This window comes from Aneurinibacillus uraniidurans (assembly GCF_028471905.1).
In the GTDB taxonomy this organism is placed as follows: Bacteria; Bacillota; Bacilli; order Aneurinibacillales; family Aneurinibacillaceae; genus Aneurinibacillus; species Aneurinibacillus uraniidurans.
The window spans coordinates 832271-850194 of record NZ_CP116902.1; the positions used below are offsets into that span (position 1 = coordinate 832271).

At 48.3% G+C, this 17924-nt stretch carries 16 protein-coding genes and 1 other RNA gene; 15 read left to right on the top strand and 2 right to left on the bottom strand.

From position 1 onward, the window contains the following. The first annotated feature begins 183 nt into the window (after window positions 1-183). The 12 genes from PO771_RS04155 (at window position 184) to PO771_RS04210 (ending at window position 10888) form a co-directional block, all read left to right on the top strand. Entirely contained in the window at window positions 184-1680 is a 1497-nt protein-coding gene (locus PO771_RS04155) for a coproporphyrinogen III oxidase (protein ID WP_272562023.1), read from the top strand. Between the two features lie 321 nt (window positions 1681-2001). Then, entirely contained in the window at window positions 2002-3267 is a 1266-nt protein-coding gene (hisS, locus tag PO771_RS04160) for a histidine--tRNA ligase (RefSeq protein ID WP_272562024.1), read from the top strand. A 24-nt stretch (window positions 3268-3291) separates the two neighbouring features. Beyond that, window positions 3292-5076, top strand: a complete 1785-nt coding sequence (gene aspS / locus PO771_RS04165; protein WP_272562025.1) for an aspartate--tRNA ligase — start codon at window positions 3292-3294, stop codon at window positions 5074-5076. A gap of 67 nt (window positions 5077-5143) precedes the next feature. Then, a non-coding RNA gene (gene ssrS / locus PO771_RS04170) (6S RNA) lies at window positions 5144-5323 on the top strand. 89 nt (window positions 5324-5412) lie between these two features. Then, window positions 5413-6180: a tRNA threonylcarbamoyladenosine dehydratase gene (locus PO771_RS04175; protein WP_272562026.1), complete on the top strand. Its 768-nt coding sequence runs from the start codon at window positions 5413-5415 to the stop codon at window positions 6178-6180. Window positions 6181-6209: 29 nt separating this feature from the next. Beyond that, entirely contained in the window at window positions 6210-7550 is a 1341-nt protein-coding gene (locus PO771_RS04180) for an AAA family ATPase (RefSeq protein WP_272562027.1), read from the top strand. Window positions 7551-7564: 14 nt separating this feature from the next. Continuing rightward, window positions 7565-7984, top strand: a complete 420-nt coding sequence (gene cymR, locus PO771_RS04185; protein ID WP_272562028.1) for a cysteine metabolism transcriptional regulator CymR — start codon at window positions 7565-7567, stop codon at window positions 7982-7984. Window positions 7985-7998: 14 nt separating this feature from the next. Continuing rightward, complete coding sequence (locus PO771_RS04190; protein ID WP_272562029.1) at window positions 7999-9129, top strand: cysteine desulfurase family protein; 1131 nt, start codon at window positions 7999-8001, stop codon at window positions 9127-9129. A gap of 93 nt (window positions 9130-9222) precedes the next feature. After that, window positions 9223-9888, top strand: a complete 666-nt coding sequence (locus PO771_RS04195; protein WP_272562030.1) for a tetratricopeptide repeat protein — start codon at window positions 9223-9225, stop codon at window positions 9886-9888. Between the two features lie 72 nt (window positions 9889-9960). After that, window positions 9961-10509: a PRC-barrel domain-containing protein gene (locus PO771_RS04200; RefSeq protein WP_272562031.1), complete on the top strand. Its 549-nt coding sequence runs from the start codon at window positions 9961-9963 to the stop codon at window positions 10507-10509. Further along, a complete protein-coding gene (locus PO771_RS04205; protein WP_272562032.1) occupies window positions 10469-10672 on the top strand; it encodes a hypothetical protein in 204 nt (67 codons plus the stop codon). Before PO771_RS04200 ends, PO771_RS04205 begins: the two co-directional genes overlap by 41 nt. A gap of 12 nt (window positions 10673-10684) precedes the next feature. Then, window positions 10685-10888 (top strand): hypothetical protein, encoded by a 204-nt coding sequence (locus PO771_RS04210; RefSeq protein WP_272562033.1) that lies wholly within the window; start codon window positions 10685-10687, stop codon window positions 10886-10888. 66 nt (window positions 10889-10954) lie between these two features. Here PO771_RS04210 and PO771_RS04215 read toward each other — a convergent pair whose 3' ends face one another. Further along, window positions 10955-12928 (bottom strand): methyl-accepting chemotaxis protein, encoded by a 1974-nt coding sequence (locus PO771_RS04215; protein ID WP_272562034.1) that lies wholly within the window; start codon window positions 12926-12928, stop codon window positions 10955-10957. 11 nt (window positions 12929-12939) lie between these two features. Further along, a complete protein-coding gene (locus PO771_RS04220; RefSeq protein ID WP_272562035.1) occupies window positions 12940-13305 on the bottom strand; it encodes an STAS domain-containing protein in 366 nt (121 codons plus the stop codon). A 172-nt stretch (window positions 13306-13477) separates the two neighbouring features. Between PO771_RS04220 and PO771_RS04225 the strand changes: the two genes are divergently transcribed. The 3 genes from PO771_RS04225 to PO771_RS04235 all read left to right on the top strand — a co-directional run bounded on the left by PO771_RS04225 (window position 13478) and on the right by PO771_RS04235 (window position 17874). Further along, window positions 13478-14563: an AI-2E family transporter gene (locus tag PO771_RS04225; protein WP_272562036.1), complete on the top strand. Its 1086-nt coding sequence runs from the start codon at window positions 13478-13480 to the stop codon at window positions 14561-14563. 334 nt (window positions 14564-14897) lie between these two features. Continuing rightward, window positions 14898-17534: an alanine--tRNA ligase gene (alaS, locus tag PO771_RS04230; protein ID WP_272562037.1), complete on the top strand. Its 2637-nt coding sequence runs from the start codon at window positions 14898-14900 to the stop codon at window positions 17532-17534. Window positions 17535-17610: 76 nt separating this feature from the next. Then, window positions 17611-17874, top strand: coding sequence for an IreB family regulatory phosphoprotein (locus tag PO771_RS04235; RefSeq protein WP_272562038.1), 264 nt, complete (start codon window positions 17611-17613; stop codon window positions 17872-17874). Window positions 17875-17924 lie beyond the last annotated feature (50 nt).

Sequence of the window (17924 nt, forward strand, 5' to 3'; positions counted from 1 at the left end):
GAATTATGTTCCTCAGTCGGATAGATGCGAAATTTGAAGGCTTTATTTTTGACGAAATAGAAAAACATCGCTTCGTTTGGTATAGTGAATGGGATGAGATGAGTGCGCTCATCTAGATAAGGTGCGGGCTGCATTTGTGTACAGTGGGGCACATCGAACAAATGAAAAACAAAGGAGTGCCGTATGATTATCCGAGTAGCCGGGGTTGATGAGGTTTTTCACCGATCCCTTGACCATATTATCCATTTATTTTTTGAAGATGTGCATGTCGTGTTTACAGAAGAAACACCTGCTCATATAACGATTGCGATTGAGGTAAACGAACAGCAGGGGGAGATCGTATCTCGCGCTGTTCTTGAAGTAGCAGGGGAGTATTCTACATATGAAAATTGTTACAGTCGTGTGGTGACAGTTGAGATCGGTAGCAAGGAGCATCGGAGGCAGGTACGACAAGTTATCAGCCATTCGCTTCTTCATGTTCTGCAAGAGTATACAGGGATGGAGCAGCCGTGGGGCATCCTTACCGGTATCCGTCCAACCAAGCTTTTACATGCGAGCGTGCGCGATGGCATTCCAATGGAGCAGGCTCATCAGCAGCTGCGTGAGAACTATCTCATTCACGATGCGAAAATCAAGCTGATGCAGCAGATTGTCGACCGCCAGCGGGCGATGGTACCGGATTTGTATGATTTGCAAAGGGAAGTTAGCATCTACATTGGAATCCCGTTCTGTCCAACCAAATGCGCATATTGTACATTTCCGGCATATGCGATTAACGGTCGACAAGGCTCCGTTGATTCGTTTCTTGGGGGACTGCATCATGAAATGCGCGAGATTGGACGCTGGCTAAAAGAGCGGGATATACGCATTACGACGATTTATTTTGGCGGCGGAACGCCAACGAGTATTACCGCTGAAGAAATGGATATGCTGTATGAAGAGATGTATCAGTCGTTTCCTCATATGGATCACGTACGCGAAATTACAGTCGAAGCCGGTCGACCAGATACCATTACGCCGGAGAAGCTCGCTGTACTGAACAAATGGAAGATCGACCGGATTAGCATCAATCCGCAGTCATATATCGAGGAAACACTTAAGGCAATTGGTCGTCATCATACTGTCGAAGAGACGATTGAGAAGTTCAAGCTGGCGCGTGAGGCAGGCATGAATAACATCAATATGGATCTTATTATCGGTCTGCCCGGTGAAGGTGTACCAGAATTCGAATATACACTGAATGAGACGGCGAAATTGATGCCGGAATCGGTAACGGTCCATACGTTGTCATTTAAACGCGCAAGTGAGATGACACGTAATAAGGAGAAGTACCGGGTTGCGGGCCGCGAAGAAATCAATGAGATGATGCAGCGGGCCGAGCAATGGACGCAGTCGCATGGATATGTACCGTATTACTTGTATCGCCAGAAGAATATCCTCGGCAACCTTGAAAACGTCGGCTATGCGATCCCCGGTCAGGAGAGTATCTATAACATCATGATCATGGAAGAAGTACAGTCGATTATCGGACTTGGCTGTGGGGCAGCGAGTAAATGGGTGCATCCAAAAACCGGTGTTATTAGTCGGTTTGCTAATCCGAAAGAACCGAAAGCGTATAATGATTCATATGAGCATTATACACAAGCAAAAATTGAGGCGTTGAATGACCTGTTTTCTTGACAAATGGTGTCGAAACAGGTAACCTAAGGACGATTATAAAAAATGGATAGTGATCTAATGAAGGGCATAAAGTAATCTGAAAGCCCTGCGATACAGAGAGGAATGCCTAGGGCTGGAAGCATTCTGCGCAGTTCAGATGAAAGACAACCTGGAAGACCGATGGCAACATACGGCGCCTCTCCTGCGTTATGGGAGTTTCGAGTGGGATTTTTGAATCCAAGTAGGGTGGCACCACGGGAATTGTAACCAATCTCTCGTCCCTGACAATTTTGTCAGTGGCGGGAGATTTTTTAATTTCTAAAACAGTAAGGTGGGAAAAATATGATCCAGGTCCCAAGAGGAACAGCGGATGTATTGCCGGGCGAGATTGAGCTGTGGCAGTATATCGAGAATGCGGCGCGGGATATTTGCCGCCGTTATAATTATGCGGAAATTCGTACGCCTGTGTTTGAACATACGGAACTGTTCCAGCGCGGTGTCGGGGAAACAACAGACATCGTCGAGAAAGAAATGTATACGTTCACGGACCGGGGTGGCCGGAGTCTGACGCTGCGCCCGGAAGGAACAGCGTCAACGGTTCGTTCTTATGTGGAGAACAAAATGTTTGGCCTCCCGAATCAGCCGGTGAAGCTGTACTACATCGGCCAAATGTTCCGCTATGAGCGGCCACAGGCGGGTCGGATGCGCCAGTTTACCCAGTTTGGGGTAGAAGCGATTGGCAGTCATGATCCGGCTATTGATGCCGAGACGATTGCGCTTGCAATGCGTCTATATGAAGAGCTGGGTTTGAAGAACCTGCATGTCGAGCTGAATAGCCTGGGTGATGCAGAAAGTCGTCAGGCACATCGTGATGCGCTCGTGAAGCACTTTGAGCCGCACATTGAAGAGTTTTGCGCAGATTGTCAGTCGCGCCTTGCACGCAACCCGCTGCGTATTCTGGATTGCAAGAAGGATGCGGATAAAGAGCTGATGAAAACAGCACCTGTTATCCTTGATTACTTAAATGAGGAATCACGCACATACTTTGAAAAGGTGAAACAGCATCTTGATCATCTCGGCATCGCATATAATGTGAATCCGAATCTCGTGCGCGGCCTGGACTACTATACACATACTGCGTTTGAAATTATGGAGCGTGGCATTGGTGCGGTGAGTACGATTTGCGGCGGTGGTCGCTACAACGGACTCGTCGAGCAAGTCGGCGGCAACGATATGCCGGGTATTGGCTTTGCGATGAGCATTGAGCGTGTGCTGCTCGCTCTTAAAACGCAGGGCATTGAGCTTCCAATTCAACAAGGCGTAGACTGCTTTGTGATTGGTATGGGTGATGAAGCAGAAAGCAAGGCATTCCAATTGCTCGATTTGCTTCGCGCTGGCGGTGTGTCGGCGGACAAAGATTTTATGGGCCGGAAGATGAAGGCACAGCTAAAAGCGGCAGATCGTCTGCAAGCAAAGGCCGTTGTTATTATTGGGGAAGATGAACTGGCACGCGAGGCAGCCATGGTGAAAAACATGGCCAGCGGTGAGCAGCAGGAAGTACCATTTGATAAGCTTGTAGCGCATGTACAGGAAATCTGCAGCAAGTAAAAAAAGAAAGTGGGAGTTATTGAGATGGAATTCAACCAACGAACTGTATTTTGCGGCACGCTCCGCAAATCTGATGTAGGCACAGAAGTTACACTGAACGGCTGGGTACAGAAGCGCCGCGACTTAGGCGGTGTTATTTTCATCGATCTGCGCGATCGTACAGGTCTTGTACAAGTTGTATTAAACCCGGAATTTAATGCATCCGCACACGAAATCGGCGACAAAGTACGTACTGAATATGTGATCAGTGTGAAAGGGAAAGTAGTTGAGCGTGATGCTGAGACTGTGAACCCGAACATGCTGACAGGGGAAATTGAAGTACAGGTTGATGAGATCGAAATCATCAACGCTGCGAAAACACCACCGTTCTTTATTGAAGATGGTGTTGAAGTAGACGAGCAAGTACGTCTGAAATACCGTTATCTTGACCTGCGTCGTCCAGAGATGTACAAAACGCTGCAAATGCGTCATAAAGTAACGAAGATTATCCGCGACTACCTCGACAGCCGTGAATTCCTTGAAGTGGAAACACCGATCCTGACGAAGAGTACACCAGAAGGTGCGCGTGATTATCTCGTACCGAGCCGTGTAAGCCCAGGCGAATTCTTCGCCCTGCCACAGTCACCACAGCTTTTCAAGCAGCTTCTTATGGTAGCTGGCTATGAGCGTTATTTCCAAATTGCGCGTTGCTTCCGTGATGAAGACTTGCGTGCTGACCGTCAGCCAGAATTTACACAGGTCGATATTGAAACATCATTCCTTAACATGGAAGAGCTTCTGTCCATGATGGAAGGCATGATGAAGATGGTTTGCAAGGAAGTGCTTGGTGTTGAAGTGGAAACACCATTCCAACGTTTGACTTACGCGGATGCGATGAATCGTTATGGTTCAGACAAACCGGACCTGCGCTTTGGCATGGAGCTTGTTGACATTGGCGATATCGCAGAAGACTGCGGCTTCCAAGTATTCAGCAGCGTAATCAAAAAAGGCAATCAAGTAAAAGGTATTAACGTGAAAGGCTGCGCTCATTACTCACGTAAAGACGTAGATGAGCTGATGAAATTTGCGGCTCGTTATGGTGCGAAAGGTCTTGCATGGATGGCGTTTAAAGACGATGAAATTAAAGGACCAATCGCAAAATTCTTCTCGGAAGAAGAAATCAGCCAAATCAAAGAACGTATGCAAGTAGAAGATAACGATCTGATTCTGTTTGTTGCCGACAAAGCGAAGGTTGTCGCAGACTCTCTTGGTGCGCTTCGTCTGAAGTTTGGTAAAGAGCTCGGTCTGATTGATGAGAGCAAATTTGCCTTCGCATGGGTTGTGGACTTCCCGCTGCTTGAATGGGATGAAGATGCGAAACGCTACGTTGCCCTGCACCACCCATTCACACGTCCGCGTCCAGAAGATGTGGAGCTGTTCGACAGCGAGCCAGGTCAAATTCGTGCACAAGCGTACGACATGGTACTCAACGGCTATGAAATCGGCGGCGGAAGCATGCGGATTTACAAACGTGATGTACAGGAAAAAATGTTCAAAGCACTTGGCTTCAGTCAAGAAGAAGCACAAGAGCAGTTTGGCTTCTTGCTCGACGCATTCGAATACGGTACACCGCCACACGGTGGAATGGCATTCGGTCTCGACCGCATTGTAATGATTCTTGCTAACCGCACAAGCCTGCGTGACACCATTGCCTTCCCGAAAACAGCAAGCGCACGCGATGTGATGACGGATGCACCGGCAACAGTTGATGTGAAGCAGCTCGAAGAACTTTCGATTCGTGTATCAATGCCGAAAAAAGAAACAAAATAAAAATTGGGTCAAAGCTACCGCTTGAAATCGCTTTCTTTTTTGTGTAAGATAGAAACACAAACAGCATAGAGCCCTACAATGTACGTGAATACCCGATTGTTTTGTACCAACAGATTTTTTACGGGAGATCGGAATCTTGATAAGGAACAGATGCCGCCACCACGTAGCGGACCTGCAAGCTATCGAGTAGATTGCCCACCTGCGCAAGCAGGTTCAAAACACCGGCGCACGGCATTTTGGGGTTCTTTGCTTGCGTAGCAATTGAACGTTAGGCCCGCAGACAATCTTTGTCATGCGGGCTTTTTTATGTAAATACTTGATTATAAGGAGAATGACATGCTGCATCAATTTTCACGAACAGAACTTGTCGTCGGACGTGAGGGACTTGAGATGTTTAAGAACAGCACAGTTGCTGTGCTGGGAGCAGGTGGAGTCGGCTCGTTTACGATGGAGTCACTCGCTCGCACAGGAATTGGCAAACTGATTTTAGTTGATAAAGACGACGTAGATATTACGAACTGTAACCGCCAGCTTCCGGCTACGTTAGAAACCGTCGGCCAGGAAAAGGTTGAGGTTATGAAGCAGCGTATTGCAGCGATTAATCCGGAATGCGAAGTTGTGACGCTTAAAATGTTTTATAATGAAGAGACGTATGAACAGCTGTTTGCACATAAGATTGACTATGTGGCAGATGCAATCGATACGGTATCGGCTAAGCTGCATTTGATCTTGCAGTGCCGTGAGCGTAACATTCCGCTTATTAGCAGCATGGGAGCGGCGAATAAGCTTGATCCAACCAAGTTTCAGGTAGCGGATCTATTTGATACATCCTATGACCCAATTGCCAAGGTACTGCGCCGTGAGCTGCGGAAGAAGGGTATTAAGAAAGGTGTTAAAGTGGTGTATTCAACCGAAGCACCGATTTTGCAACGAGAAGATGTACTGGAGCAGGTTGTACAAAATCCAGATTCCCCGATTCGTAAAGCAACTCGTCCACCGGCAAGCGTAGCATTTGTACCGTCTGTTGCGGGATTGATCATGACAAGCGTGATTATCCGCGATATGATGGATAAAGCAGGAATTGAAGTGCATCGCGCCGATTAGAACGTGACAGGGTAAGGAGTGAAGGAACTGTGGACTTGTTCTCATATGCCCATGAAGAAGAAAAGGAACACGGAAACAGTCGGCATCAACCACTAGCAGACCGGATGCGACCGCGTACACTTGATGAGTTTGCTGGACAAGCACATATCCTGGGAGAAGGAAAACTCCTGCGCCGGGCGATTGAAGCCGATCAGGTGTCATCGCTTATTTTTTACGGGCCACCTGGTACGGGCAAGACGACATTAGCTCGAATCATTGCACGCACGACAAAAACCTATTTTACCGACCTGAATGCGGTGACTGCTGGGGTTGCGGACATTCGTCGTGTTGTTGAGGAAGCGAAGCAGCGGCGTGATATGTATGAGCAGGGCACGACGTTGTTTGTGGATGAGATTCATCGCTTTAATAAGGGGCAGCAGGATGCGCTGCTTCCGTATGTGGAAGATGGTACAATTCGGTTGATCGGAGCGACAACGGAAAATCCGTTTTTTGAAGTGAATGCAGCGCTTCTGTCGCGTTCGCAGTTGTTTAGTTTACAGGCGCTAACGGAGGAAGACTTAAGCGGGGTTATTGACCGGGTACTGGCTGATCAAGAGCGCGGCTATGGAGAATTGTCGGTACAGCTTGATGCGGATGCGCGTAACCACTTGATTCATTATGCGGAAGGCGACAGTCGCCGCCTGCTTAATGCGTTGGAGCTTGCCGTGGCAACGACACCGCGCGATAAAAATGGTGGCATTCGGATTACCCTGGATGTGGCGGTCGATTCCATTCAGCGTCGTGCGGTCCGGTATGATAAAACGGGAGATAACCATTACGATACGATTTCAGCGTATATTAAGTCGATTCGGGGCTCAGACCCGGACGGCGCAGTATACTGGCTGGCTCGTATGATTGATGCTGGGGAAGATCCGCGTTTTATCGCTCGTCGTCTGGTGATTGCGGCGTCCGAAGATGTTGGCAATGGAGATCCGCGGGCGTTGCAGGTGGCCATTGCTGCCTTTCAGGCGGTTGAGCTGGTTGGAATGCCGGAAGGACGTATTCCGCTCGCGCAGGCGACGACATATCTGGCGTCCGCACCGAAAAGCAATGCGTCGTATATGGCAATCAATGATGCATTACACACCGTACGGCAGAGTGGACATGGCTCGGTTCCACTGCACTTGCGTGATTCGCATTATAAGGGAGCCGAGAAACTGGGGCACGGAAAAGAGTACGTATATCCACATGATTATCCGAACGCATATGTACCGCAGCAGTATTTGCCGGATGGAGTACGGGCAGACTTTTATAAACCGAAAGAAATTGGGTACGAACGGCATATGAAACAGTACTTACAGACGATTCGTTCGAATACGAAAAAACCATAGAAGAGGGGATGTACTTGAAGATTTCAACTAAAGGCCGCTACGGTCTGACGATTATGATGGAACTAGCCCGCCGTTATGGGGAGGGTCAGATGTCGCTTAAATCAATCGCCCAGAAGCATGATTTATCTGAGCATTATCTTGAGCAACTTGTTGCACCGCTGCGCAATGCCGGGCTTGTGAAAAGCATTCGTGGTGCGTATGGTGGATATATTTTGGCGCGTGTTCCAGAGGAGATTACGGCTGGAGATGTGATTCGGGTGCTTGAAGGTCCGATTAGTCCGGTTGAATTTGAGGAAGAGGAAGATCCAGCAAAGCGTGATTTATGGATGCGTATCCGGGATAGCATCAGCGAAGTGCTGGATACGACTACACTGCAAGATTTGATTTCGTTCAAAGGGGACGACAATCTCGATTCGTACATGTTTTATATTTAAAAGGAGCAGGATGTATGGACATGATCTATCTCGACCATGCGGCTACGACTCCGCTACATCCAGACGTTATCGAAGCGATGCTGCCACACTATCAGGAGTTGTACGGCAATCCATCAAGTATGCATCGGTTTGGCCAACAGGCACGCTTCGTGCTGGATGAGTCGCGCATGGCGATAGCGCGCAGTTTGAATGCTGCGCCAGCTGAAATTATTTTCACAGCAGGTGGCACGGAAGCAGACAATACGGCGATTTTTGGTGTAGCTGCAGCACAGGCAGAAAAAGGGAAGCATATTATTACAAGTGCGATTGAGCATCACGCGGTGCTGCATGCATGTGAGCGGCTTGCCCAGCTTGGGTATGAGATTACATATGTGCCAGTGGACTCATATGGTCGGGTTGCAGTCGCGGATGTAGCCGCGGCTATTCGTCCGGATACGATTCTGATTACGATCATGTATGGGAACAATGAAGTGGGCACGCTTCAGCCGATTGAGGAGATTGGACAGCTGGCACGGGAGCATGGGGTATATTTTCATACGGATGCCGTGCAGGCTTTTGGTATTGAAGCCATCGATGTACGTGCCCTGCCGATTGATCTGCTTTCGGTAGCGGCACATAAAATTAACGGACCGAAAGGCATCGGCATGCTTTACGTGAACCGGAATGTAAAGATTGAGCCTCATCTATACGGAGGAAATCAGGAGAAGAAGCGCCGCGCTGGAACGGAGAATGTGCCAGGCATTGCTGGGTTTGCTCGTGCAACTCAATTGGCAATGGAGATGCGGGATAAGCGTCGTGCTGAATATGAAGCGTACCGTCGCGCAATGCTTGCGATCTGGGACGGGGCTGGTATTACGTACGTGGTGAACGGACATGCAGAAGCATACATGCCGCATATTTTGAATGTAAGCTTTCTCGGGATGAACACGGAAACAATGCTCATGAATCTTGATCTTATGGGGATTGCAGCGGCCAGTGGTTCGGCCTGCACATCCGGTTCGCTGGAAATTTCTCATGTGCTGCGTGCGATGAACTTGCCAGAAGAGCGCCTGACATCAGCGATTCGCTTTAGTTTTGGCTATGGCAATACGGTGGAGCAAGTAGAAGAAGCGGCCCGCCGCATCGTACGTATTATACAAAAATAAAGCATGTAAATTCACGCCGCATTCACTCATGAAGCGGCGTTTTCTGCTATGATTTAGACATACAGGCAAGAGGATAAAAAGGAGGCAGCAAACGTGAATAAAACGGCAGAAGACTACAATGATCTTGGATTGCAGGAGCTGACACAAGGACACTTTGAAGAAGCGCTCTCGCTGTTCGAGAAAGCGATTCAGACAGACGGAAGCTATGCGCATCCATACTGCAACATTGGCAACATTCTTGCGGCGACCGGGCATGAAGATGATGCGGTGCGCTGGTTTACCCGTGCCATTGAACTAAACCCGCAGCTGGAGTTGGCTTATTATGGTCTGGGTAATTCGTATTTTAATATCGGCAATTATGAATCGGCACGCGTATCGTTTGAGAAGGCAAAAGAAAAAGGCATGGCTCATCATGACCTTGACTTTATGATTGCGATGTCATACATGCAGGGCGAACAACTGGAAAAAGCAATTGTGTCATTTGAAGCATGCCTTGCTGTACAGCCAGACGATGCGGAGGCATACTTCAATAAAGGGATGTCGTATGCCCGTCTTGGTCGCATTGAGGAGGCGAAGCAGGATTTCCTTAAGACAATTGAGCTGGCACCGGAACATGACGATGCACTGTACAATCTTGGGGTAGCGTATGCATTTCTTGACAACGCAGAGGAGTCGAAGCTGCAGTTTGAGAAGGCGCTTGCGGTTAATCCGAATCATATTTTGGCCCAGAATGCGCTTGATGAATTAAATAAGCAGTAGCATTGGAAGATGTGTCCGGGCATAGCCTGCCCATGTTGCTCCATACTACAAGTACGGAAGGAGATGATCGTCATGCAGCGTGCACGCGACATCATTGGACTTCCTGTTATTGAATGGGAGACGGGCAAAGAGGCGGGCTCTGTTCAGGATCTTCTGTTTAATAAACAGTGGCAGTATAAGGGGCTTTTACTGGAAGAAAAAAATTTTTTTCATAAGGGAAGCTATGTTCCGGCTTCCGCTGTTCTTTCGTTTGGCCCTGATTGCATCATGATTCGCGCAGATGCGATCACATCATTTGATTCTTCCTCCATGTGGCAGACGCTTCGCACGGGACGGGCACCGCTGAAAGGCAAGTCGGTTGTGACCGTGCATGGACGTCATCTTGGATTTGTGGCGGACGTTTATCTTGAGCCGCATGCGGGCAAAATAGTAGGGTACGAGCTTTCGGACGGTATTTTGTCCGATATGCTGGATGGCCGCAGGGTGATTCGGGACACACAGCGTATCACGCTAGGGAAAAACGCTGTTGTTGTAGAGGATATAACAGACAGTGTTCCCTTACATTTGGGAGGATTCAAGTATGATGACGTGCATCAACTGCCAATCGAAAGACATCGGTAAGATCGGGACGAATCAGTATTACTGCTGGAACTGCTGTATTGAGTTCACGCTAGCAGGCAGCAAGGTATCGTCGGTATTCCAAGTGGAAGAAGATGGAAGCCTGCATTCGCTGAATGATCTGTTTTGTGATGATTGCCCGCCGCCATTTGAAACGAACCTGTAAGGAGTGAGTGCCGTGGGTCGTTCTTTATGGATCGGAGTTGCGCTACTTGCTGTAGCAATAGGTATAATGCGCCGGAAGCGGCGCAGTCGGGCATGGCAGATGCTTGGCTATGGCCGACGTCTCATGCGCGGTATGGATGTATCTGGTATAACGAGAATGTCGTCGCGTTATTTGAAGCGAGCGGGTCGTCGTGCGATTCGTGCGATGGCACGGTAGAACGGTAGAACACAAGAAGAAGCTGTCCTAAAAGCCAAAGCATGGCGAATGGGACAGCTTCTTTTGTTATACCGTAAACCGCAGCACTTTTTCATGTGTCTCCGTGGCAAGATGCGATAAATTCTCGATAGCTGCTGCCATTTCTTCGGCTGAAGTGCTTTGCTGTTCGGCGGCAACTGCAATCTGCGTAAGACCGGTTGATGTCTCCTGGCTTACATCCGTAATGACACTAATCTGGGTATGGAGATTGTTGATCAGCTCATGCAACTCCTGTTGCATATGTGTAATTTTTTCCATTTCCTTTTTGGTTTGCTCGGTTTTGCTCACAATGTCATCTAGTGCGCTTCCACTTCGGTGAACCATATTAATTTGATGTTTCACCTGCTCGACATTCATTTCCATTGAGCGAACCGTGACGGCTGTCTCGCTTTGTACGTGTTCGATCAAGTGCATGATTTCCTGTGATGCTTTTGCGGATTCCTCTGCTAGTTTGCGCACTTCGTCTGCGACAACAGCGAATCCTTTTCCTTGCTGTCCGGCGCGGGCAGCTTCGATGGCGGCGTTTAAGGCAAGCAGATTGGTCTGATCCGCGATTCGGGAAATGACATCAACAATGTTTCCGATCTCTTCCGAGCGTTTGCCTAACTTTTGAATAGCCTCAGTTGCGAATGTAACGGTTTGGGAGACGACGTCTAAGTGAGTGATCGCATCGTTCACCGCTCCCATGCCGTCTACGGCAGCTTGCGTTGTCTGAGCTGCTACAGTAAGCGCTTCTTCCGCTGTGAGCGTGGTATGTTCGACTTTTTCCCGCGTTAAATTCATATTGCGATTTACATGTATAATTGCTTCTGTTTGCTCTTCGATACTTGCAGCAATCTGATTGACTGTTTGAGCGACCTGTCCAGTGGTAGCGCCGGTTTCTTCTGCGGCAGCTGCCAATTGTTCCGATGTGGATGATACATTCTCGGATGATTGCTGCATCGTCCGGATCAAAGAGCGTAAATCCTCTGTCATGTGATTAAATCCGTCTGCGAGATGCCCAATCTCATCCTGTCGCTTCACAGGAATTTGCACCGTAAGATCTCCCCCGGCGGCTACGCGGAAACTTGCTTCCATCTCGGCGATTGGACGTACGAACATCCGACGCATGAGGAGTGAGAGAACGATGAGCAGAACGATTAGCGACACAAGAGAGACCCCGAGAATGACGAGGCGCATCGTATGAATCGGCGCATATGCCTCCGCACTTTCCATTGCCATCGCAACGACCCAGCCGGTTCCTTTGACGGGATGGAAGGCCATGAGCTTTTCTATGCCGTTAAATGTATATTCTAACGTTCCATTTTGTTGCTTGAGCATCGTGCGCCCAAAATCATATTTGGAAACATCAAGGGTCGCGATATTTTTAGCATTCGGATGAGCGAGTGTAAGACCTTTTTCATTAACGAGAAAAGCATAGCCGGTTTTCCCCATTTTGATCTCGTTAACATAGTGCCCAAGTGAATCGAGCCGAACAGCCGCAGCGAGAATGCTTCGTCCATCATTAATCGGTTCGGCAAAATAGAGTACGGGTGTTCCATCTTCGGTTTTGGTAAGTGGACTGACGAAGCTTTTTTTCGTCTGGGCAACCGCTTCGAGCACAGATGGTTCCGGGAACGTTTTGCCGATCAGATAACCACTTGAGCCGGCAAGAATAGTACCGGTTGGGGAGGCAATGTAGATTGACTCGTATTCTGGTTGATTTTTCTGTAAAGATGTAAGAAAACGCCCGGCTTCAAATGCGCGGTCAGGTCGGGTATCAACCGCCTGAATTACCGCAAACCGGGCGAGCTGGAACAATGAGTTTTGTTTGGCATCGATTTCTTTTTCTATAAGAATAGCGGCTTCATGTGCAGCCTGATCCATGCCCTGCAGAGTAGCGGTACGTAAGGAAGACGTAGAACTTCGATCAATGAAGAAATATAGCGTCAAAAAAGCACCGGCAATGGTTAAGGCCAGCATCAGCATGATACGGGTCTGTAGCGTCATCGTTTTTTTCATAGCTTGCTCCTTTAGTAATCCAGAATGGACAGAGAAGGAGATAGAACAGGGACGTCGTCGTCCAACGCAGCATCTAGTGTGTCGTACAGGTGAAGTACCCGATCCAGTTTCGAAAAGTGAAGAAGTCTAGACCATGAAGTCTGGCCGGTTACGACCCGGCTTTCAAATCCCTGGCTGTAGCACTTTTTACAAAAGGAAAATAGCAAGGCAAGTCCTGTGCTGTCTACACTTGTAAGTTGTGTCGTATCAAGGATGTAGCGCGTGTGGTCGGCTGTAATGGCCGCAAATAATGTTTTTGCGGCAGCTCGCGAGCGGCTGTAATCAATCTCTCCCTGGAGGGTCAGCACTCGAAAGCCTCGGGTATCCGTTACCAACATTCGTTCTCTCTCCTTTTTTTAAGGCTTATGTATTGTCTGGTTTCATGATAGCGCAGGAATTTAGTCCTGATGTTAATCAAATATAAAGATTTAGTTAATATTGCTACATAAAGGAACAAAAGGATGGAAACACTAAAAAAATGAATGTCAAGAAAGGGATGGGGGAGACAGGATGGGGCGGTTGCTTACAAGCCGCTGGGCGTATGGAGCGGTCGCGGCGCTGCTTATATTAGGAATCATTTATGTAGCCGGGCAGGTAAGCCCGTTTTTTCTTGCGATATGTACGATTGTGAAAAAGGTATTAACTCCGTTTTTTCTGGGGCTAGTTGTTGCCTATTTATTGAATCCAGTAGTCGTATTTTTAACGGATCATCATTTTCCACGTGGACTGGCCATTTTTTTGATTTATATGTTGTTCTTGTTGTTTGTTGCATTCGCCATTATGAACGGCGGTCCGGTGCTGGTACGGGAATCTCGTGAGCTATCGGAGAAGCTGCCGGAACTTGTGTTTACATACCGGGAATGGATCGGACAGATGCAGATTCAGCAGGCAGATTTACCATTTCCGCTGCATAGCGGACTAACAGGTGGGCTCAAACGGATGGAGCTTGCTGTGAATAGCTATGTAGCAGGATTGTTTACAGAAGTGAATGACTGGCTGGATCGTCTTCTGCTGGTGATGCTCATTCCGTTCATTGTGTTTTATATGCTTAAGGATATGAAGACGATGCAGCGAGGAACGCTGTTACTTGTGCCATCGCGCTATCGATCAACGGCGCGGCGTATTTTGTATGATATTGATTATGCGCTTGGTCAGTACGTTCGCGGTCAGCTTATTGTATGTACGGTGGTTGGAGTGCTAGCATATGTAGGTTATTTTCTGATTGGCCTGCCATACGCAGGAGTATTTGCGCTACTTGTCGCGGTGACAAATATTATTCCGTATATCGGCCCATTTTTCGGGGCAGTTCCAGCTATTTTGTTCGCACTGACGATTTCATGGAAGGTTGCATTGTACGCAGTCATTGTAAATTTGGTTATTCAAATATTGGAGGGCAATATTGTCTCACCGTTTATTGTTGGGCGTTCCTTGCACTTGCATCCATTGTTTATTATTTTTGCGGTAACGATTGGGGGAGAGATTGCCGGTCTTGCTGGATTGATTTTTGCCGTTCCGGTCGTTGCGTGCCTGAAAGTTGTGATTGAGCACGTTGTCATTCATACGGTGCGGCGGGAGAAGACGGAAGAGCTAGATTGACAGAGAATCACAGGAATTTGTATAATAGTTTTTGGTGTGAAAAGTTAAATAAGGTAGAAATCGTTGAGGGAACAAGTAGACGCAAGCCCTTGCTCCAGAGAGGAAACTCCATGGCTGAGAGAGTATCCGAAAGAAGAGGCGTTGAAAGCTGCTCCTGAGAGCGGAACGATTGAAGTTCCGCCGGATGCATTATGCATTCGTTATTCCAACAAGGCGACCGCCTGCGTATGTGCGCATGCGGTAAGCAGGGTGGTACCGCGAGAAGATAGCTCTCGTCCCTGATAGAGGGATGAGGGCTTTTTATATATTGAAATAACAGATGGAGGGGTTACATATGAAACGTTTAAGTTCGGCGGAGATTCGCCAGATGTTTCTTGATTTCTTTCAAAGTAAGGGGCATAAAATTGAGCCAAGCATGCCGTTGATTCCAATTGATGATGCATCTCTTTTGTGGATTAATAGTGGCGTGGCGACGCTGAAAAAATATTTTGACGGACGCGTGATTCCGGATAATCCACGAATTACGAATTCACAAAAGTCGATTCGTACGAATGATATTGAGAATGTAGGAAAGACAGCACGCCACCATACATTCTTCGAGATGCTGGGTAACTTCTCAATCGGTGATTATTTTAAGGAAGAAGCGATTACATGGGCGTGGGAATTCCTTACAAGTCCAGAGTGGATTGCATTCGATCCTGAGAAACTGTCGGTTACGATTCACCCGGAAGATGATGAGGCGTATGAGATTTGGAGCAAGAAGATGGGAGTACCGGATGAGCGTATTGTGCGCTTGGAGGGTAACTTCTGGGATATCGGGGAAGGCCCATGCGGACCGAACAGTGAGATCTTTTTTGATCGTGGTGAAGCATTCGGCAATGATCCGAGTGATCCAGAACTGTATCCAGGCGGCGAGAATGAACGCTACCTTGAAATCTGGAATCTCGTATTCTCCCAGTACAATCATAATCCAGACGGCTCATACACGCCGCTGCCGAAGAAAAACATTGATACAGGTGCCGGCCTTGAACGCCTAGCGTCTGTACTACAAGAAGTAGACAATAACTTCGAGACGGATCTTCTGTTCCCGATCATTGAAGCAACAGCTAGCATTTCCGGCAAAAAATACGGCGAGTCTGAAGAATTCGACGTAGCCTTCAAAGTAATCGCAGACCATGCGCGTACAGTTGTATTCGCAATCGGTGACGGTGCGCTGCCATCGAATGAAGGACGCGGCTATGTTATCCGTCGCCTGCTTCGCCGTGCGGTTCGCTACGGAAAAGTGCTCGGCATCGAGAAACCATTCCTTGCAAGCTTGACGCCGGTTGTTGGGGAAATTATGAAGGCATACTATCCGGAAGTGCTTGAGAAGCGTGAATTCATCGAGCGTGTCATTAAAAATGAAGAAGAGCGTTTCCATGAGACACTGAATGAAGGTCTGCACATTCTAGAGCAAATGGTAGAGACAGCCAAAGCCGCAGGACAGACACAAATTGCGGGTCCAGAAGCGTTCAAACTGTATGATACGTATGGCTTCCCATTCGACCTCACGGAAGACTTCGCGATGGAAAAAGGCATGACCGTGGACCGCGAAGGATTCGATGCGGCAATGGAAGAGCAGCGTGCCCGCGCTCGTGCAGCTCGTCATGATGAGAACAGCATGCAAGTACAGGGCGGTGTTCTTGGCGACATTAAAGTGGCTAGTGAGTTCGTTGGATACACGAATCTTGTAGCGGATGCGAAAATTGTGGCGCTGATTCATGAGAATGAACAGGTTGATATGGTAGGTGCAGGGGCTGAATGCCAGATCATTCTGGACCGCACTCCATTCTATGCGGAGTCCGGCGGTCAGGTAGCCGATAAAGGTACACTGACAGCAGGTGATACAAAGGCACAAGTAAAAGATACACAGAAGGGACCGAATGGTCAGAACGTGCATACTGTATTGGTGGAGACAGGTACGCTCAAAATTGGCGATACAGTTGCAGCGCATGTCAATCGGGCATCTCGTGCGGATATCGTGAAAAACCATACCGCGACTCACCTACTGCATCAGGCGCTTAAGGACGTGCTTGGCACGCATGTAAATCAGGCTGGTTCCTTAGTATCACCAGAGCGTCTGCGTTTTGACTTCTCTCACTTTGGTGCGGTAACACCAGAAGAGCTCGAACAAGTTGAAGCAAACGTGAATGAGCAAATCTGGCATAATATTCAAGTTGATATTATGAATAAATCGCTCACAGAAGCAAAAGCTATGGGCGCAATGGCGTTATTTGGCGAGAAATACGGCGACACCGTTCGTGTTGTACAGGTAGGCGACTACAGCCTTGAGTTGTGCGGGGGCTGCCACGTTCATAACACAGCTGAGATCGGGCTGTTCAAGATCGTAAGCGAAGTGGGAATTGGCGCTGGTACAAGACGTATCGAAGCTGTAACAGGTCGCATGGCATATGAGTATTTGAACAAGCAGCTTCAAACGCTTAAATTCGTGGCTGATGAGCTGAAAACAACCGTACCAAATGTTCCACAGCGCATCGAAACGCTCAAAGTTGAGATGAAAGACATGGAGCGTGAAAACGAATCGCTGCGTGCGAAGTTGAGCAATCTCGAAGCGGCATCCCTGACTGACCAAGTAGAGGACATCAACGGTGTTAGCGTCCTTGCTGCAAAAGTAAATGGTGTAGATATGGATAACTTGCGCAGCATGGTAGATGATCTGAAACAAAAACTTGGCTCTGCTGTTGTTGTGCTCGGATCTGTGAAAGAGGATAAAGTAAACCTTGTAGCCGGTGTAACAGCTGATCTCGTTGGGCGAGGTCTACATGCAGGGAAAGCTGTTAAAGAAGCTGCTTCGCGTTGCGGCGGAGGCGGTGGTGGTCGTCCGGATATGGCGCAGGCTGGCGGTAAAAATCCAGAACAGCTGTCCGACGCACTCGCTTTCGTGAAAAACTGGGTACGCGAACAAATTTAGTTTTGGCTGGAACAGGAATTTGGCCGAGCGAAGCGAATTATGAAAGGATAGAGATCCTTTGAAAGAGGTGCTAGCAGTGAGTTCCATGGATCATACAATGAAGTTTACATTTAAACCGGACGATGTGGAAGCGGAAGCCCGCGATGTGCTGCTCAGCGTGTACAGTGCGCTTGATGAAAAAGGGTACAACCCGATTAATCAGATTGTTGGTTACCTGATCTCGGGTGACCCGGCGTATATTCCGCGTCATAACAACGCACGTACCATGATCCGCAAGCTAGAGCGTGACGAATTAATCGAGGAACTTGTTCGTTCGTATCTTCGCCAGCACGGTAGCTAAATTCCGTAGAGCTACGCATCCGGCCAGGCCGCCGTTCATGGGGCAACGAG

Coding starts and splice junctions, on each gene's coding strand:
- PO771_RS04155 (WP_272562023.1), top strand. CDS start 184: ATGATTATCCGAGTAGCCGGGGTTGATGAGGTTTTTCACCGATCCCTT.
- hisS (WP_272562024.1), top strand. CDS start 2,002: ATGATCCAGGTCCCAAGAGGAACAGCGGATGTATTGCCGGGCGAGATT.
- aspS (WP_272562025.1), top strand. CDS start 3,292: ATGGAATTCAACCAACGAACTGTATTTTGCGGCACGCTCCGCAAATCT.
- PO771_RS04175 (WP_272562026.1), top strand. CDS start 5,413: ATGCTGCATCAATTTTCACGAACAGAACTTGTCGTCGGACGTGAGGGA.
- PO771_RS04190 (WP_272562029.1), top strand. CDS start 7,999: ATGGACATGATCTATCTCGACCATGCGGCTACGACTCCGCTACATCCA.
- PO771_RS04200 (WP_272562031.1), top strand. CDS start 9,961: ATGCAGCGTGCACGCGACATCATTGGACTTCCTGTTATTGAATGGGAG.
- PO771_RS04205 (WP_272562032.1), top strand. CDS start 10,469: ATGATGACGTGCATCAACTGCCAATCGAAAGACATCGGTAAGATCGGG.
- PO771_RS04215 (WP_272562034.1), bottom strand. CDS start 12,928: ATGAAAAAAACGATGACGCTACAGACCCGTATCATGCTGATGCTGGCC.
- PO771_RS04220 (WP_272562035.1), bottom strand. CDS start 13,305: ATGTTGGTAACGGATACCCGAGGCTTTCGAGTGCTGACCCTCCAGGGA.
- PO771_RS04225 (WP_272562036.1), top strand. CDS start 13,478: ATGGGGCGGTTGCTTACAAGCCGCTGGGCGTATGGAGCGGTCGCGGCG.
- alaS (WP_272562037.1), top strand. CDS start 14,898: ATGAAACGTTTAAGTTCGGCGGAGATTCGCCAGATGTTTCTTGATTTC.